At 63.8% G+C, this 17,129-nt stretch carries 18 protein-coding genes and 1 pseudogene; 9 read left to right on the forward strand and 10 right to left on the reverse strand.

The annotated features are described in order from the left end of the window. The first annotated feature begins 8 nt into the window (after positions 1 to 8). Both NKJ08_RS08440 and NKJ08_RS08445 read left to right on the forward strand, forming a co-directional pair. Positions 9 to 500: a F0F1 ATP synthase subunit B gene (locus NKJ08_RS08440; protein ID WP_352529280.1), complete on the forward strand. Its 492-nt coding sequence runs from the start codon at positions 9 to 11 to the stop codon at positions 498 to 500. Positions 501 to 1,038: 538 nt separating this feature from the next. Further along, positions 1,039 to 1,194 (forward strand): annotated as a pseudogene (locus tag NKJ08_RS08445) (ATP F0F1 synthase subunit B); the annotation flags it as partial. A gap of 184 nt (positions 1,195 to 1,378) precedes the next feature. Here NKJ08_RS08445 and rnhB read toward each other — a convergent pair. Together rnhB and NKJ08_RS08455 are read right to left on the reverse strand one after the other, a co-directional pair. Next, on the reverse strand, positions 1,379 to 2,074 hold the full coding sequence (rnhB, locus tag NKJ08_RS08450; protein ID WP_352779332.1) for a ribonuclease HII: 696 nt from the start codon (positions 2,072 to 2,074) through the stop codon (positions 1,379 to 1,381). A 210-nt stretch (positions 2,075 to 2,284) separates the two neighbouring features. Next, complete coding sequence (locus tag NKJ08_RS08455; protein ID WP_352529276.1) at positions 2,285 to 3,439, reverse strand: PA0069 family radical SAM protein; 1,155 nt, start codon at positions 3,437 to 3,439, stop codon at positions 2,285 to 2,287. Positions 3,440 to 3,591: 152 nt separating this feature from the next. Here NKJ08_RS08455 and NKJ08_RS08460 point away from each other — a divergent pair, with 152 nt between their 5' ends. Together NKJ08_RS08460 and NKJ08_RS08465 are read left to right on the forward strand one after the other, a co-directional pair. Further along, positions 3,592 to 4,095 (forward strand): glycosyltransferase, encoded by a 504-nt coding sequence (locus tag NKJ08_RS08460; protein ID WP_352529274.1) that lies wholly within the window; start codon positions 3,592 to 3,594, stop codon positions 4,093 to 4,095. Between the two features lie 184 nt (positions 4,096 to 4,279). Next, positions 4,280 to 5,254: a phytanoyl-CoA dioxygenase family protein gene (locus NKJ08_RS08465; protein WP_352529272.1), complete on the forward strand. Its 975-nt coding sequence runs from the start codon at positions 4,280 to 4,282 to the stop codon at positions 5,252 to 5,254. 33 nt (positions 5,255 to 5,287) lie between these two features. On the opposite strand, the gene moaB is transcribed toward NKJ08_RS08465, so the two are convergent. From moaB to NKJ08_RS08495, 6 genes are all read right to left on the reverse strand, one after another. Then, positions 5,288 to 5,830 (reverse strand): molybdenum cofactor biosynthesis protein B, encoded by a 543-nt coding sequence (moaB, locus tag NKJ08_RS08470; protein ID WP_352529270.1) that lies wholly within the window; start codon positions 5,828 to 5,830, stop codon positions 5,288 to 5,290. Beyond that, the gene (locus NKJ08_RS08475) at positions 5,817 to 6,719 is read right to left on the reverse strand and encodes a 4-(cytidine 5'-diphospho)-2-C-methyl-D-erythritol kinase (protein WP_352529310.1); all 903 of its coding nucleotides are present in this window, start codon (positions 6,717 to 6,719) and stop codon (positions 5,817 to 5,819) included. Before NKJ08_RS08475 ends, moaB begins: the two co-directional genes overlap by 14 nt. 26 nt (positions 6,720 to 6,745) lie before the next feature. Further along, complete coding sequence (locus tag NKJ08_RS08480) at positions 6,746 to 6,931, reverse strand: hypothetical protein (RefSeq protein WP_352529268.1); 186 nt, start codon at positions 6,929 to 6,931, stop codon at positions 6,746 to 6,748. A gap of 81 nt (positions 6,932 to 7,012) precedes the next feature. Next, a complete protein-coding gene (locus NKJ08_RS08485) occupies positions 7,013 to 7,870 on the reverse strand; it encodes a S49 family peptidase (RefSeq protein ID WP_352781629.1) in 858 nt (285 codons plus the stop codon). A gap of 87 nt (positions 7,871 to 7,957) precedes the next feature. Continuing rightward, positions 7,958 to 8,758: a tRNA1(Val) (adenine(37)-N6)-methyltransferase gene (locus tag NKJ08_RS08490; RefSeq protein ID WP_352529264.1), complete on the reverse strand. Its 801-nt coding sequence runs from the start codon at positions 8,756 to 8,758 to the stop codon at positions 7,958 to 7,960. Further along, on the reverse strand, positions 8,758 to 8,982 hold the full coding sequence (locus NKJ08_RS08495) for a putative signal transducing protein (RefSeq protein ID WP_023674082.1): 225 nt from the start codon (positions 8,980 to 8,982) through the stop codon (positions 8,758 to 8,760). The genes NKJ08_RS08490 and NKJ08_RS08495 overlap by 1 nt, the downstream gene beginning before the upstream one ends. 160 nt (positions 8,983 to 9,142) lie before the next feature. Between NKJ08_RS08495 and NKJ08_RS08500 the strand changes: the two genes are divergently transcribed. Further along, the gene (locus tag NKJ08_RS08500) at positions 9,143 to 10,159 is read left to right on the forward strand and encodes a polyprenyl synthetase family protein (RefSeq protein WP_352781630.1); all 1,017 of its coding nucleotides are present in this window, start codon (positions 9,143 to 9,145) and stop codon (positions 10,157 to 10,159) included. Between the two features lie 39 nt (positions 10,160 to 10,198). On the opposite strand, the gene NKJ08_RS08505 is transcribed toward NKJ08_RS08500, so the two are convergent. After that, the gene (locus NKJ08_RS08505; RefSeq protein WP_352529260.1) at positions 10,199 to 11,446 is read right to left on the reverse strand and encodes an MFS transporter; all 1,248 of its coding nucleotides are present in this window, start codon (positions 11,444 to 11,446) and stop codon (positions 10,199 to 10,201) included. Positions 11,447 to 11,735: 289 nt separating this feature from the next. Here NKJ08_RS08505 and NKJ08_RS08510 point away from each other — a divergent pair, with 289 nt between their 5' ends. The 3 genes from NKJ08_RS08510 (at position 11,736) to NKJ08_RS08520 (ending at position 15,468) form a co-directional block, all read left to right on the forward strand. Next, positions 11,736 to 12,341 carry a TetR/AcrR family transcriptional regulator gene (locus NKJ08_RS08510; protein ID WP_352779341.1) on the forward strand — a complete coding sequence of 202 codons (606 nt, stop codon included), beginning with the start codon at positions 11,736 to 11,738 and terminating at the stop codon, positions 12,339 to 12,341. 213 nt (positions 12,342 to 12,554) lie between these two features. After that, on the forward strand, positions 12,555 to 14,330 hold the full coding sequence (locus NKJ08_RS08515; protein ID WP_352781633.1) for a tetratricopeptide repeat protein: 1,776 nt from the start codon (positions 12,555 to 12,557) through the stop codon (positions 14,328 to 14,330). A 70-nt stretch (positions 14,331 to 14,400) separates the two neighbouring features. After that, positions 14,401 to 15,468 (forward strand): glycine--tRNA ligase subunit alpha, encoded by a 1,068-nt coding sequence (locus tag NKJ08_RS08520; RefSeq protein ID WP_352529254.1) that lies wholly within the window; start codon positions 14,401 to 14,403, stop codon positions 15,466 to 15,468. Here NKJ08_RS08520 and NKJ08_RS08525 read toward each other — a convergent pair. Next, positions 15,465 to 15,638 carry a hypothetical protein gene (locus NKJ08_RS08525; protein ID WP_352529252.1) on the reverse strand — a complete coding sequence of 58 codons (174 nt, stop codon included), beginning with the start codon at positions 15,636 to 15,638 and terminating at the stop codon, positions 15,465 to 15,467. The two genes, NKJ08_RS08520 and NKJ08_RS08525, sit on opposite strands and share 4 nt — an antisense overlap. 224 nt (positions 15,639 to 15,862) lie before the next feature. Between NKJ08_RS08525 and glyS the strand changes: the two genes are divergently transcribed. Then, positions 15,863 to 17,129: glycine--tRNA ligase subunit beta (gene glyS, locus NKJ08_RS08530; protein WP_352781631.1), on the forward strand; the 1,267-nt coding region annotated here is incomplete at its 3' end.

A 17,129-nucleotide genomic window follows, 5' to 3' on the forward strand; every position in this document is an offset into this window, starting at 1 on the left:
AGCGCATCATGGACGCAACATCTCTCGCGACGCTTTGGGCAACCGTTGCCCTGATTATTTTCCTCGGCATTGCCGTCTACATCAAAGTGCCGGGCATGATCGCCAAGGCGCTCGATGCCCGTGCCGACAAGATCAGCAGCGAGCTCGAGGAAGCGCGCCGGTTGCGCGAAGAGGCCCAGCAACTGCTCGGCCAATACCAGCGCAAGCGCAAGGAAGCCGAGCAGGAGGCCGCCGACATCGTCGCCGCCGCCAAGCGCGAGGCCGACATGCTTGCTGCCGAGGCGCACAAGAAGACCGAGGACTATGTCGCCCGGCGTACCGCCTTGGCCGAGCAGAAGATCGGCCAGGCCGAGCGCGAGGCGATCAGCGAAGTGCGCGCCAGCGCCGTCGACATCGCGGTGGAAGCGGCGCGCTCGCTGCTGGCCGGCAAGATCGACGCCAAGGCCGGCGCCGACCTGTTCAACGCCTCGCTGCAGGATTTGAAGTCGAAGCTGAACTAAGTGACTTCATCGAGAATTCATCGAAAGCCGCCTGGGAAACCTGGCGGCTTTTTTAGCGAAACCGGCTGAGCGCGTAATCTCCCCCCTCGAGGAGGAGATGTCGCCAAAGGCGACAGAGGGGGTCGGTACGTCCTGGCACGACATCAAAGCCAGATGTGGCGTGCCGGAATAAAAGACCATGAAGAAATTCTTGTTCTTACTGTTAGCCATCGCCACATTATTCGGAACGCTATCGTTTATATTTATATATAGCCCCGTATTGATTCGAATTGACAGAAACAATTTTATTGGAGGAACCCTTTCGTCGGAGATACGAACTTTGTGGAACAGCAAGGGTCAGGCAGAACGTTTCACGTTATTTATATTTCGTCGATACGGACATTTCTGTCGCATGTGGAGATGGCGCGAATAAATCAATCGATCACGACGGACATCTAACTCCGCAAGCTCAATGGTATGTGAGCGTGAAGCTCATCGATTGCTCTTTAGATGATTTTAAGTACATATTGTGATGCTGTGACGAAGACTTAAAAAAGTAGAGGCCGATTGTGAGGCGATCGGCGAAGTGTGCGCCAGCGCAGTCGACATCGCCGTCGAAGCCGTCCGCACACTGCTTGCCGGCAAGATCGACGCCAAGGCCGGCGCCGACCTGTTCAAATCCTCGCTGCAGGATTTGAAGTCAAAGTTGAATTAAGCGGAGCGTAATCTCCCCCCTCGAGGGGGAGATGGCCGGCAGGCCAGAGGGGGTAGCAGCGCGTGGAGCGCCAACCCTCTCCTTCGTCCCTCATGGCGTCGCGCCAGGACGTACCGACCCCCTCTGTCGCCTTCGGCGACATCTCCCCCTCGAGGGGGGAGATATACGGCTAGCCGCTTTCACCTCAATCCAGGCCCGAAAGGCTCTCTTCCTCCAGCACCTCAGTCCCGCCGAACCGGAACGGTGCGAAGGAGGCGCGGTGCAGCCGTGCCACCGGCCCATGCAGATCAATCGCCGTGCGATGGCGCACAGTGGCGTAGCCCATATGCAGCTCGAAGCCATAATGCGCATGATGGCTGCCGCAGCCGCACATCATGCGGTCACGCATCACCTTGGCGACGATCGAGGCTGCGGCGATCGACTGCGAGCGCTGGTCGCCCTTGATCAGCGCTCTGCCCTCGCAGGGCAGGCCGGGCGGCACGTCGCGGCCATCGGCCAGCGCCAGCTTCGGCCGGATTGACAGGCCGGCCAAGGCACGGCGCATCGCCTCTAGGCTGGCCTTGAGGATGTTGCTGGCATCGATGCCTTCCGCGCTGACCGACGCCATCGACACGGCCAAGGCCGAGCCGAGGATTTTCAGGAACAGCGCCTCGCGCTGCAAATGCGTCAGCCGCTTGGAATCGTCGAGCCCATCGGGGATGTTGGCAGGATCGAGCACCACCGCTGCCGCAACGACCGGCCCGGCGAGCGGGCCGCGACCGGCCTCGTCCATCCCCGCCACCGGCCACAGGCCTTCGGCCATCGCCTTCGTTTCGAAGGAGAAGTCGGGTTTCTCGACGATTTCGAAGAGAAGCGGAGAATCGGAACGCGCGCGAGCCATGGTGCGGCGAGGTTCGCATCGGCTCCGATTCTCCGCAAGTCCCTCTGGGTCGGGCGGGGCACCGGACCCGGAGGGTTACCGTCTGAAGCCCGGGGACAGGACAGGCCGGACGGGATTTTTCGCCCCAGCCAATGGCGGCCGGCGCCAACACTGCATGTCGCCCAAAAGTGTGTCGCGGTTTTGGGAAAACGACATGCATAAACAAAGACTTCACAGCAGCATCAGCTGCTCGGTTGCCTTGGCAGCGGGGATGAACTGGTCGGTCCGCAGCGAGCGCCGCTCGGCATTGAGGCCGAGCCGCTTGGCGGCGATCTCGAAGCGCCGTCCGATCTGCCAGGCATAGGGGCCGGAGCCTTTCATGCGCTTGCCCCATTCCGAATCGTAGTCCTTGCCGTCGCGCATCGAACGGATCAGCGACATGACGTGGCGATAGCGGTCAGGATAGTGGCGCAGCAGCCAGTCCTTGAAGATCGGCGCGACCTCCAGCGGCAGGCGCAGCAGCACATAGCCCGACTCGCGCGCGCCTGCGGCCCGCGCCGAATCGAGGATGCGCTCCATCTCCGGGTCGGTCAGTCCGGGGATGATCGGCGCGACCATGACCGAGGCCGGAATGCCGGCATCCGAAAGCTGCCGGATCGCCTCCAGCCGCTTGGTCGGCGTCGACGCGCGTGGCTCCATCGTTCTGGCCAACATCCGGTCCATTGTCGTCACCGACAATGCCACCTTAGCCAGCCCGCGCTCGGCCATGCGCGACAGGATGTCGATGTCGCGTGTCACCAGCGCCGATTTGGTGACGATGCCGACCGGATGCCCGCGCGCCTCCAGCACTTCGAGGATCTCGCGCATGATCCGGTATTGCTTCTCGATCGGCTGATAGGGATCGGTGTTGGTGCCGATGGCGATGGTGCGCGGCTGGTAATTATCCTTCGACAATTCCTTGTCGAGCAGCCGCGCCGCATCCGGCTTGGCGAACAGCTTCGATTCGAAATCCAGCCCCGCCGACAGGCCCATGAAGCTGTGCGTCGGCCGTGCGAAACAATAGACGCAGCCATGCTCGCAGCCGCGATAGGGGTTGATCGAGCGATCGAAGGAGATGTCGGGCGATTCGTTGCGGGTGATGATGGTGCGCGGCTTCTCGACCTGTACCTCGGTCTTGAAGGGCGGCAGCTCCTCCAGCGAATTCCAGCCGTCGTCGAACACATGCCGGCTGACCGGCTCGAAACGGCCGGACGGATTGATGCCCGCCGACCTGCCGCGATTGCGTTCCGGACGCACGCGCATGCCGCTCTGCTCGATCATCGCATTCGCCATCTCGGCCCTGCCAGCTCCGAAGGCTGCAATATCGGCACGCACGATCTGTTCCATTTTGGCCCTCTCCCAGGGACTGTCTGCCCGCTGTCGAATCGCTCTGCTCATGGAAACTATTCCTATTTGATTGGTGAGAACAAAGCAAGAACTTTTTAGCGGCACGCCGCAAAAACTGGCGCAGCCCAGCGCTTTCCGCTATTCGGCTAAAGATGCTCAGCGTTCTGATCGAAACCCTGAATGACGAGGAGGGCCTTGCCCGCACGCTCGCCTCGCTGATCGGCGGCGCGGTCGAGGGCGTGGTGCGCGACGTCGTCGTCTGCGACACCGGCTCGACCGACCAGACGCACCGCGTCGCCGAACATGCCGGCTGCCACTATGTCAGCGGCGGCATCGCTGCCGGCATCAGGCAGGCCAAAGGCGAGTGGCTGCTTTTGCTGGAGCCGGGAGCGCGGCTGGGGGAGGGCTGGATCGACGAGGTCGTCGCTCATACGGCGAGGCAAACCATGGCGGCGCGGTTTTCGCGGGCACGCGGCAGCCGCGCGCCGTTCCTGTCGCGCGTCTTTGCCGGAAATCGCGCTCTCGCCGAAGGCTTGGTGATCAGCAAGCGTCAGGCCGCGGCGCTGTCTAAGAGCGCCCGCAGCGCCGAAGCGATTGCCCGCGGCCTGGCGACAAGAAGGCTCGACGCCGAGATATGGGTGGCGCCGCGGAAGTGACGCCTTACCGTCTCGGTTCGGGGAACTGCCGAAGCGAATTTTTGCCGAGGTTTCATTTATTGTGCATTGCACAAAACGTGGCTGGGGGGTACCATTCCCGGCGAAACGGGCGAATAGGGTTTGGGATGTGCCGGAGCGGCGACGACTATCGTCGATGCTGTTCCCCAGACATTTGAGGACCCCGATGACCCTTTCAAGCCCTGACAAATCCGGCGCTGCAAGCCTCGAGGCGATCGCACGCAACGGCGGTACGCTGCGCCGCATCGCCGCCCGGATCCCGACCTACCTGTCCGACCTTCGCGAGAATCCGGCATGGTTGCCGATGTTCATGCTGGCGCGCACCATGCCGGCGCGGCGGCTGCACTGGCGCGGTGCAAAGCCCGTTCCGCCGGCGCGCAATGTCGGTGAAACGATGTTCGCCGGCGTCGACCGCGATGCCGTCGTCGGCGCGCTGCGCTCCGAGGGGCTCTATTCGGGCCTGACGCTGCCGGCCGCCATCCATGAGGAGATCGCCCGCTTCGCCGAGCGCACGCCATGCTTCGGCAATTTCGACCGCCGGCTCGAATTCCTGCCCGAAAAACACGCCGATGCCGAAAAGCATTTCGGCCGACCGCTGCTCAGCGGTCACTATTTCGAGCGGGTTCTCGACTGCAGCGCTGCGGTCGCCGTGCAGCGCGATCCGCTGCTTCTCGACGTCGCGGCACACTATCTCGGCAGCCAGGCCAAGCTGATCACGACCCGCGTCTGGTGGAGCTTTCCGACCGGTGGCGTCTCGGACGCCGACAAGAACATGGCCTCGCTCGGCAAATACCATTTCGACCTCGACGACTGGCGCATGCTGAAGTTCTTTTTCTACCTGGTGCCGGTCGACGCCGACACCGGGCCGCATGTCTATGTCCGCGGCTCCCACAACCGCCGCATCCTGAAGCATCAGCTGACGCTGCTGGTCGGCCACTCGGCGGAAGAGGTGCTGGGCGTCTACGGCGAGCAGAGCCCGGTCACGCTGACCGGGCCGGCCGGCCTCGGCTTTGTCGAGGATCCGTTCGGCTTCCATATGGGCACCGTGCCGACGCGCACGCCGCGGCTGATGATGGAAGTCGGCTTCGGCGTCTCGCCGCCGTCGCGCCGGCGCTTTCACGGCGAGCCGGTCATTCGCTGAGGCGGTGTCGTCCGGCCGATACCTCGCTCCGTCTCAGCCGCGCCGCAAATGCTCGTCCAACCGCGGCATGATCTCGACGAAGTTGCAGGGCATGTGCCGGTAGTCGAGCTGCGGCTTCAAGATGCCGTCCCAGGCGTCCTTGCAGGCGCCGGGCGAGCCCGGCAGCACAAAGACGAAGGTGGCGTTGACGACGCCGCCAGTTGCCCGGCTCTGGATCGTCGAGGTGCCGATCTTGTCGTAGGAGATGCGGTGGAACACTTGGGAAAAGCCGTCCATGCGCTTTTCGAAGATCGGCTCCAGCGCTTCAGGCGTCACATCGCGGCCGGTGAAGCCGGTCCCGCCGGTGGTGATGACGACATCGATCGCATCGTCCTTCGACCAGCCCAGGACTCTGTCGCGGATCTTTTCCAGGTCGTCGGTGACGATGTCGCGGGCGGCGAGAACGTGGCCGGCCTTCGTGATGCGGTCGGCCAGCGTCTGTCCGGATTTGTCGTCGGCGAGGCTGCGCGTATCGGAAACGGTCAGCACCGCGATGCGCACGGGAACGAAGGGGCGGCTCTCGTCAATCCTGGCCATGGGCCTCAGCCTCCGAGGTCAGGCTTCGCGTTGCTGCGACAAACCAGTCGGGATGGCGGCCGCGGATATCGACGGCCGCGCGCTTGGCCACATTGCCGGTCTCGAACAGCCCGAAGCAAGTGGCGCCGGAACCCGACATCCGGGCAAAACCGGCTCCGGCCTTGTTCAGCACGGAAAGCGCCTTGCCGATGGCCGGCTGGATTGCGCGCGCCGCAGGCTCGAGATCGTTGCGGGTGATCTCCAGCCAGTTGCGGATGCCGTGGAAGTCGACAATGCGCGGCAGCGGCGGCAGCCCCGCATTGTCGCGGCGGCCAAGCGCGTCGAACACTTCGGCCGTCGAGACGGCAGTGCCGGGATTGACGAGCACCAGACCCAGGGCCGGGAAACCCGGCACGAGCGTCAACTCGTCCCCGACGCCGCGCGCGATCAGCGGTTTGGCGGCGAGGCACATCGGCACGTCGGCGCCTAGCGACAGGCCGATCCGCGCCAGTTCGGCGTCGCCGACATCAAGTCCCCAGGTCTGGACCAGAGCGCGCAACACCGCCGCCGCGTCGCTCGACCCGCCGCCGACGCCGGACGCAACCGGCAGGTTCTTTTCGAGCCTGATGGCGACAGCCGGCGCATGCTGGGAACCGGCCTCGCGCCGCAGCGCGTCGCGCGCCCTCACCACCAGATTATTGTCGTCGGCCGGTACCGCGGCGGCGTATTTGCCGGACACGGAAAATCCGTCGCCGTCGGCAAGTTCCGTCTCGATCCGGTCGCCGAAGCGCGTGAATACAGCCAGGCTTTCGATCGTGTGATAACCGTCGGCGCGCCGGCCGGTGACATGCAGCGCCAGATTTATCTTGGCGTGCGCATGCGATGCCCGGATGCTGGCCTCGGAGTTCACTGGCTCGGCCGCGAGGGGGACGACGGTCAATCCTTGGCCAGACGGTATTCGCCGGTCTTCGGATCCTTGACCAGCGTTCCCATCGTGCCGTTGGCGGCCTGCTTTTCGGTACGTCGCACCTTGGCGGTCACCCGGTCGGCTTCCCTAACGAAGGAGCGGTAGCCGAAATAGGCGGCAATGCCGACGACGGCGAAGAAAATGATCTGCGGCATGTCAAACTCCTCCCTCGCAAGGCCGGCAAGGCGGCCGGTCGGGTCGGTTGATGATTTATGCTAGACGCTTTCACCGGCTTTTCAAAGCCCGAAGCGCGCCCAAAGTGCGCGCTCTTCCGCCGCATCGATGACGCCGCTTGCAGCCGCGGCGGCAATATCGGGCGCCGAAAAACTCGAGCCGAAAAGGCCGAACCGGCCGAACAGGCCGCGCGGCGCGGTGATCAGCTTGAGCTGGGTTTTCGGCCCGAAACGGCCCTTCAGCACGCTGCGCATGTCGCCGAGCGCATCGACGAGCCCGAGCTCGAGCCCCTTCTTGGCCGTCCAGAACAGGCCGGTGAACAGGTCTGGATCGTCCTTGAGCTTGGTGCCGCGCCTGTCTTTGACGACGTCGATGAACGTCTCGTGGACCTCGAGCTGCAGCGCCTTCAGGCGCTCGACGTCTTCCTTCTTTTCCGGCTTGAACGGGTCGAGCACCGCCTTGTTCTGGCCGGCGGTGTGGACGCGGCGCTCGACGCCGATCTTCTTCATCAGCTCCGGAAAGCCGAACGAGGCCGACACCACCCCGATCGAGCCGACGCTGGAGGACGGGTCGGCAAAGATCTCGTCGCCGGCGACCGCGATCATGTAGCCGCCCGATGCCGCCACGTCCTCGACGAAAACCAGGACTTTCTTGTTCTTCTCCGTCGCCAGGTCGCGGATGCGCCTGAAGATCAGCCGCGACTGCACCGGCGAACCGCCTGGCGAATTGATCGAGATGGCGACCGCCGGCGCTTCGAAGGAAAACAGCTTTTCGATGAGGCCGGCGGTCGACGCTAGCGACAGGCTCGGCCGGAATTGACCGCTGCTGGCCATGATCGTGCCGTGCAGCCGGATGACCGGAATGGTGACGACGGTGGAGCGCCAGGATTTCGGCAGCAGGCGATTGAAAAGGCGTTTCACGAGGGGGCTGTCTCCGGTCGATTTGCTTGAGGCATGTAGGAATTCGCCGGCCAACGGCAATGCCGTCACGCCGGCAATCAAAATGGATCAGTCTCCGAACAGCGATGCCAGCCCGTTATTGATCAGCTCTGTCCGCTCCGAGGGGCCATTGCCTGAATATGCATGCAGCATCAGCGGCGGCTGGATCGACAGCTTTCCGCGTGCGCCGAGAATTGCTCTGACGACGATACGGATCGCCTTCGCCTCGGGGCGAGGGTGGACGGCCAGCATCTCGGCATCGCCGAAGCGGCCGGCGATGGCATCGAGGATGGCGCCGAGCTGTTCCGGCCTGGCGATGACGGCCAGCCCGCCGCCCGGCCTGACCACCGCGGCCGCGCTGCGGACCCAGCTGTCGAACAATCCATCCTCCGAGACGTGCGCGGCCTTTCTCAGCGGATCGGGCGTCGCGCGATCCTCGGCGGCATTGAACGGCGGGTTCATGATGACGAAATCGAAGTTGTTGTCCTCAAGGCCGGCGGCCGTTCGCGCCCGGCCCGACAGCGCGACATCGGCAACGAGCACGGAGGCGCGGTCGCTGAGATGCGCATTGCCGGGATGAGCAAGCGTCGTTGTGGCGAAGGCCGCCATTTCCGGGGAACGCTCGACGAGCACTGCCTCGGCGCCGGGGCAGCGCGATAGCACCGCCAGGCCGGCCGCACCGGCACCCGCGCCAAAGTCAGCAAGCCGCCCGGCGAAGGAGGACGGCACGGCAGCCGCCAGCATCATCGCATCCATGCCGGCGCGGTGGCCTGCCTTTCTCGGCTGCACCAGCCAGAAGCGACCGCGATGAAAGGCATCGACCGTATGAGCCGGCATGTCCGGGACAAGGGCAGCGGGCGACGCGGACATTATTTTTGGCGGATCTCGTTGGCGATGCCGGCATCCGTCAGGATGCGCCGTGCAGCATCGGCCTTGTCGGCGTCCACCATGACACGGCGGGGCAGGATGCCGATCGAGCCGTCGAGCACGCTCATGTTCTGGTCGGCGACGAAACAGCCGATACCGGCATCGCGCATCAGCGATTCGACAAACGAAATGATGACGGCGTCGTTGGTGCGGATGAGCTCTATCATCGGATGAAACTCGCAGTTTGCGGCGTTGATGTAAACGTGGACGTGATCATGTACCAGAGCCGCCGCGCCAATTCGCCTCTTGCCGCATCGGTGGGTGCCGCCCTAGAGTCTGTCCAGGGACCATGTTGCCGTCGTGCATATCGAGGTTGGGAGTTTTGCCGTGGGTGTCGTTCTCAACATTGAAAACGGGAAGCGGGAAGCCGCCTCGATCAAGGATCTCATCGACCTGACCGCAGCCGATATGGGACGCGTCAACGAACTGATCCTGTCGAAGGCCGGGTCCGACGTCGAGATGATCCCGGAGATCGCCAACCATTTGATCTCGTCCGGCGGCAAGCGGCTGCGGCCGATGCTGACGCTCGCCGCCGCCCAGATGTTCGGCTATTCCGGTGACGGCCATGTCAAGCTCGCCACATCGGTCGAATTCATGCATACCGCCACGCTTCTCCACGACGATGTCGTCGACGAAAGCGGCATGCGGCGCGGCAAGAAGACCGCCCGCATGATCTGGGGCAATCAGGCAAGCGTTTTGGTCGGCGATTTCCTGCTCGGCCAGGCTTTCCGCATGATGGTCGATGTCGGCTCGCTGGAGGCGCTCGACATCCTGTCGAGTGCGGCCTCGGTCATCGCCGAAGGCGAGGTGATGCAGCTCGCCGCGGCCAAAAACCTCGAGACCACCGAGGACGAGCATTTCGCCGTGATCAAGGCCAAGACCGCGGCGCTGTTCTCGGCCGCCGCCGAAGTCGGGCCGGTTATCGCGCTCGCGACGCGCAACGATCGCGCCGCGCTGCGCTCCTATGGCATGAATCTCGGCCTTGCCTTCCAGCTGATCGACGACGCGCTGGATTACGGCGGCACCAGCAAGGACCTCGGCAAGAATGTCGGCGACGATTTTCGCGAGGGCAAGGTGACGCTGCCGGTGATCCTCGCCTATCGGCGCGGCACCAAGGCCGAGCGCAGCTTCTGGAAACGCGCCATCGAGGACAATGCAGCCGACGATGCCGGGCTGGAAAAGGCAATCGGCCTGATGCTCCGCCCCGGCGCGATTGCCGACACCATCGGGCGCGCCCGCCATTTCGGCGAAATCGCTCGTGACGCGCTGGCGCCGCTCGAGGCGACGCCGCAAAAGTCGGCGCTGATCGACGTCATCGATTTCTGCATCAGCCGGGTGAACTGAGAGACGTCGCCGGTATGTGGCCGGCATGGCGCCCGCCCGTCATTTTGGTTTCCCCGGAAGAACCATTGCAGCGAGCAGGCTGACGACGATACCTGCCGCGGCGAGCCAGAAGGCGACCTGGATGCCGTCGGCGACGGCGATCTTCAAGGCATCCCCTGTCAATCCACCGACATGGCGGTTGGCAATCGCGATCAACACCGCCATGCCGATCGCATTGCCGACATTGAGCATGGTGGAGGCCATTCCCGACGCGACACCTTGCTCGTCATGGGAAACACCCGAAGCGGCGGCGATCCACATGGCGGTCCAGACGATGCCTTGTCCGACACCGGAGATGATAAGGCCAGGCACGAGGGACAGATAGCTGCTGTCGGCGTTTGCACCGGATACCATCACGGCCGTTCCGATCGCGCCGCCAATCATGCCGCCGACCAGCGTGGCGCGTGTCGAAAAACGCGTTGCCAGACGTTCGCCGACCTGCGTGCCGGCCGCGATGGCGACCGATGGCACGAGAAACGCAAGGCCGGCCTGCAAGGCGGTGAAGCCATGCACGTTCTGTAAAAGCACGGTGAGGAAGTAGGGCAGGGCCCCGAACGTCCCCATGAAGAGGAAGGTGATCGTCATGCCGGCGACGAGGCTGCGGTTGTGGTACAGGCGCAGCGGCATCAGCGGGTCGGCGCTGCTTGCCTCTATCGCTGCGAAGGCGATCAGGAAGAATGCCGCCAGTGCGGCACTGACGATGATCGCGGTCGAACCCCAGCCATATTCAGGCCCCTGAACCAGCGTGAAGACGAGCAGCGTCGCGCCGGCGGTGACGGTCAGCGCGCCCGGCAGATCGAAGCTGCGATGTTCATGCCGCTGGCGGTCACGCGGAATGATGGCGAAAGCTGCGATGATGGCGACCCCGGCCAAAAGCACGTTGACATAGAACACGGAGGGCCAGCCGAAGGCGCTGGTGAGAAGCCCTCCCGCCAGCGAGCCGAGCGTCAGGCCACTTGCTCCGGCGCCGCCCCAGACGGCGAGCGCCCGGTTGCGTTCCGGCCCTTCGGCAAACAGGCGATTGATCAGCGACAGCGTGGCCGGGAACAGGAACGCAGCGCCGATACCTTGCACCGCACGGGCCGCGATGATCATTTCCGGCGACCAGGCGAGGCCGCCGACCAGCGACGAAAGCGCATAGAGCCAGAGCGCGAAAATGAAGACCCGGCGCTGGCCGATCAGGTCGGCGGCCCTGCCGCCGAACAGCAGGAAGCCACCGGTGAAGACGGTGTAGGCGCTGACCACCACTGCAGGGTTTGGCCCGAAAAGCCCAGCCCCGCGCCGATTTCCGGCAACGCCACGAAGACGATGTTGAGGTCGAGCGCGATGATAAGCTGCGCGAAGGAGAGCAGCGCCAGCGTTGCACCGCGCCTCGCTCCGACCCCTCCTGTTGCCGCGGCGCCGAACGGCGCGCTTTAATCCAGTGAACTCATGTCAATCTCCATTTGCAGTGATTCTTTATCGATCGACAAAGAATTAAATTTGCAATCCGAAGTCAAGCGGATTATTTGTTGATTGATAAAAAATGGAGGTCGCAATGGCAGGACGGCCAAGGGAGTTCGATCGGGATCAGGCGCTGGAGAAAGCGCGCGACGCCTTCTGGACGCGCGGCTATGAGGGGACCTCGATGGCCGATCTCGTGTCGGTGCTTGGACTGGCCTCGCCGCGCATCTATGCCGCGTTCGGCTCGAAGGAGAACCTGTTTCGGGAAGCTATCGTTCTGTACGAGACCAAAGAAGGAAGCTTTGCCAGCCGCGCGCTTGCCGAGGAGCCAACCGCCCGGCGGTTTGTCGAACGATTGCTGCGTGATGCAATCGAAATCTATGCCCGGCCGGGCCTGTCGCGGGGCTGCATGGTTGTCTCGGCCGCGACCAACTGCGCCGTTGAAAACGACGGTGTGCTGCGCTGGCTGGCCGAGCGTCGCCACGCGCGCAATGCACTGATTGTCGAGCGCCTGAGAAAGGGCGTTCGGGACGGCGAACTCAAACCGGGCACGGACCCGGAGGCCCTCGGCGATTACTACACCACGCTTTTGTTTGGTCTGTCGGTGCAGGCGCGCGACGGCGTGCCGAAAGAGCGGCTGCACGCTCTGGTCACCGTTTCGATGCAGGCGCTGGACGCACGTCTGTCGCTGGGGTCCTGAGTTTCGTGCGCGGAGCGGAAGCGCCGAAGCGGACGCCATGCGGTCGAGGGCCGCAGTTAGGCCCTTTCGGCATGGTTTATTAATTGCTTGACCCGATTGTGAATTCGGGCCGGGTTGAAGCCCGACCCCAAAAAGGCCATGCTTTACCTGGAAAGATCGAGTCTACGGCGATCCCGCTGACGCGGGACATCGCGTTTGGCTGAAAGGGATACGATGCGGCAAGGATGTGCGCGCTGGCTGACTGGGCTGGCAATAGTGACGGGCATGGCGATCTCGGCTCTGCCGGCTCATGCCAAACAGACCAGCGAGCCGGTCAGGATCACGTCCTTCTCGGGAGCCTATCTCGCCGCGCGGATTGCCGAAGGCGACAACGATCTCAACAGCGCCATCTCCTATTACAAGCAGGCGCTCGCCTTCGATCCGAACGATACGGGACTGCAGCAGAGCCTGATGCTGTCGCTGATCGCGCAGGGGCGCTTCGATGAGTCCCTGGTCTATGCCGACAAGCTCAAGGCGGTTCCCGACGTCGAGCGCTTCTCGCGCCTGGCGCTGGCCATCGATTCCTTCCACAAGAAGGATTTCTCGAAGGCCGAATACTGGCTCAAGCTTTCGCTGGAATCCGATCTTGACCGGCTGATCTCCGGCGTCATGACCGGCTGGGCCAAGCAGGGTGCGGGTGACGCCCGCGAGGCCATTGCTTCAATCGACAAGCTGCAGGGCCCCGACTGGTTCGGTCTGTTCAAGTCCTTCCACCGTGCGTTGATTGCCGACGCCTCCGGCCTGCCCGACAGGGCGGATGCGCTCTACACCGCCACCCTGCAGGACACGGCGGCCGGTGGCGCCGCTCCCGAAACATGGATGCGCAACGCGCAGGCCTATGCCTCTTTCCTCGCCCGCAAGGGCGACAAGGCCAAGGCGCTGTCGGTGCTCGACCAGGCCGAGACGTTTGCGCCCGGCAAGATCGAGATCGCAGCGCTTCGCAACAAGATCAACAAGGGCGAAAAGATCGAACCCTTCGTTGCCGGTCCGTCGGACGGCGCCTCGGAAATCCTGCTCGATCTCGCCACCGCGCTCAACCGCGGCGGCGGCGAGCCGTTCGTGCGGCTTTATCTGCAATATGCCCTGGCGCTGAGGCCCGACAACGACGCGGCGCTCGTTCAGCTTGCCGCCGTTGCCGAGCAGTTGAAGGACGGCGAGGGGGCTATCGCCCTCTATCGCCGCATTCCCGCCGGCTCGCCGCTGAAGGAGCTTTCGGACCTGCAGCTTGGCCTCAACCTTGCCGATCTCGACCGCAAGGACGAGGCGATCGCCTACCTCAAGGCCATCGTCGATGCGCATCCCGACGATATGCGGGCCTATCTGGCGCTCGGCGGCGTCTATTCCTCGAAGGAGGATTTCCGCTCCGCCGCCAACCTTTACGACAAGGCGGTCGAGGTGCTGAAGACCCCGACCAGCGCCAACTGGAACATCTTCTACCAGCGCGGCATCGCCTATGAGCGGCTGAAGGAATGGCCGAAGGCCGAGCCGAATTTCCGCAAGGCGCTGGAACTCTACCCCGACCAGCCGCAGGTTCTGAACTATCTCGGCTATTCCTGGGTCGACAAGAACATGAACCTCAAGGAAGGCCTCGCGATGATCCAGAAGGCCGTCGACCTGAGGCCGAGCGACGGCTACATCGTCGATTCGCTGGGCTGGGCTTATTACCGCCTGGGCCAGTTCGATGACGCGGTGCGCGAAATGGAACGCGCCGTTTCGTTGAAGCCGGAGGATCCGGTGCTCAACGATCACCTCGGCGACGTCTACTGGCGCGTTGGCCGCAAGCTGGAAGCCACCTTCCAATGGAACCAGGCCCGCGACCTGAAGCCGGACCCGGACGTGCTTGCCGCCTTGCAGCAAAAACTGATGAAGGGCCTGCCGCCGATCGAATCCAACACGGCGCAGGAAACCCCGAACGTGAAGCCCGAGCCGGCGCCCGCCCCGAAGGGATAACCCGTCGCCTTGACGGTCGCGGAGCGGCACTTTACGAGGTGCCGCATCCCGCCGCTCCGTCGAGGCCGCCGTGACCGCTGATATCCCTGCCCACATGCATCCCAGCCGCTCGTTCCAGGGGCTGATCCTGACTTTGCATAATTACTGGGCGGACTACGGCTGCGTCGTCCTCCAGCCTTACGACATGGAAGTCGGCGCCGGCACATTCCACCCGGCCACGACATTGCGCGCGCTCGGCCCAAAACGCTGGAACGCGGCCTATGTCCAGCCCTCTCGCCGGCCCAAGGACGGGCGCTATGGCGAGAATCCGAACCGGCTGCAGCATTATTACCAGTACCAGGTGATCCTGAAGCCCAATCCGCCCAATTTGCAGGAGCTTTATCTCGGCTCGCTGGCGGCGATCGGCATCGATCCGCTGCTGCACGACATCCGCTTCGTCGAGGACGACTGGGAAAGCCCGACACTGGGCGCTTGGGGGCTGGGCTGGGAGTGTTGGTGCGACGGCATGGAGGTGTCGCAGTTCACCTATTTCCAGCAGGTCTGCGGCATCGAATGCGCACCGGTGGCCGGCGAGCTCACTTATGGGCTGGAGCGGCTGGCCATGTATGTGCAGGGCGTCGACAATGTCTACGACCTCAACTTCAACGGCCGCGAAGGCGCCGACAAGGTGACCTATGGCGATGTCTTCCTGCAGGCCGAGCAGGAATATTCGCGCCACAATTTCGAATTCGCCAACACGGCAATGCTGCTGCGCCATTTCCAGGACGCCGAGGCCGAGTGCAAGGCGCTGCTAGAAGCCGGCGCGCCTATCTCCCCCCTTGAGGGGGAAATGCCCGCGAAGCGGGCAGAGGGGGTCATCTCTGAAGGCACCTCAAGCCAGGCATCGAGCACTGCGCGGGCGACCCCTCCCGGCCAGACTTTGTCTGGCCACCCTCCCCTCAAGGGGGAGGGATACCACCGCATGGTATTCCCCGCCTACGACCAGTGCATCAAGGCCAGCCACGTCTTCAACCTGCTCGATGCACGCGGCGTGATTTCCGTCACCGAGCGGCAGAGTTACATCTTGCGGGTGCGCAATCTGGCCAAAGCCTGCGGCGAGGCGTTTCTGCTGACGCAGGCGGGCGGGCTTGCGGCCTAGCTCCAGGCGATTTCGGCAGGAGCGCTGATTGGCAATACGCCCTGGCCGCTGGAGCCGGCCATTGTCCGCAGCGCTTGCCTGACGCCGGGCATCGAGAACGTGCCATGCACCTGCGCTGTAAAACAGGCGCTGAGCGCAAGGATCTGCAGGAATATCGATGCCGTTTTCATGGTCGTTCAGCCAATAGCTCTCTGCCTGAGCGTTGGTCGCTTCAGCGCTGCGTTCGGTTCATGGAAATCTTTGACCCAAGGACGGACGGGCCGGGCCGTGTCCGACAGGCGGCTGAATTTTTTCGGAAATCGCCGTTGGACGCGCCGATCTTGCAGGGAAGGGTGACAGCGGCCAGCCGAGTTGCTATGCCCCGCCCGGACCATTTGCCGCGTGAGCACAATCAATGCCCGACCTGCTTTTAGAACTCCGTTCGGAAGAGATTCCTGCTCGTATGCAGAGGAAAGCTGCCGGCGACCTGAAGAAGATGATGACCGACGGGCTGGTCGACGCCGGGCTGACCTATGAGGCGGCGCGCGAATATTGGACGCCGCGCCGGCTTGCGCTCGACATTCGCGGCCTGACCGCGCGCTCGAAGGACATCAGCGAGGAGATCAAAGGCCCCTCGACCAAGGCGCCCGAGCAGGCGGTGCAGGGCTTTCTGCGCAAGGCCGGGCTTGCCTCGATTGCCGAGGCGCATGTTCATTCCGATCCGAAGAAGGGCGACTTCTATGTTGCCCATATTGCGAAGCCGGCCAGGCCGGCGGAGCAGATCATCGCCGAGCTGGTGCCAGGTATCATCCGCAACTTCCCCTGGCCGAAATCGATGCGCTGGGGGCCGGCTTCGGCCAAGCCCGGCTCGTTGCGCTGGGTGCGGCCGCTGCAATCGATCCTGTGCACCTTCGGCCCCGAAACCGAGGAGCCGGTGGTGATCGATTTCGAGATCGACGGCATCCGCTCAGGCAACGTCACCTACGGCCACCGTTTTCAGGCGCCGGGCGCCATCACGGTGCGCCGCTTCGACGATTATGTCGCCAAGCTGGAAGCGGCGAAGGTCGTGCTCGATGCCGACAGGCGCAAAGAGATCATTCTTGCCGACGCCAGGAACCTCGCCTTCGCCAGTGGGCTCGATCTCGTCGAAGACGAGGGGCTGCTGGAGGAAGTGTCGGGCCTGGTCGAATGGCCCGTCGTGCTGATGGGCGAATTCGAGCAGGATTTCTTGGCCATTCCGGCCGAGGTGATCCGGCTCACCATCCGCGCCAACCAGAAGTGCTTCGTGACGCGGTCACACAGTGCCGGCGAAGAGCTCTCCAACCGTTTCATCCTGACCGCCAACATCGAGGCCAGGGATGGCGGCAAGGAGATCGCCCACGGCAACGGCAAGGTGGTGCGGGCCCGCCTGTCCGACGCGCTCTATTTCTGGAAGACCGATCAGGGTGACCTGCCGGATCTCGACCAGTTGCGGGGATCGGCGGAAAAGTTCGGGCTTGATCTGAAAAAACCGCTCGACCAGCGCATGGCCCGCCTCGACCATCTCGGCGTCACCTTCCACGCCAAGCTCGGCACCCAGGGCGAGCGGGTGAAGCGGATTGCGCAGCTGGCCGAAGAACTGGCGCCGATCGTGGCGCGCGCAATCTCCCCCCTTGAGGGGGAGATGGCCGGCAGGCCAGAGG

Origin of the sequence: Mesorhizobium sp. M0244 (genome assembly GCF_040321795.1) — a bacterium.
Lineage (GTDB): Bacteria > Pseudomonadota > Alphaproteobacteria > Rhizobiales > Rhizobiaceae > Mesorhizobium.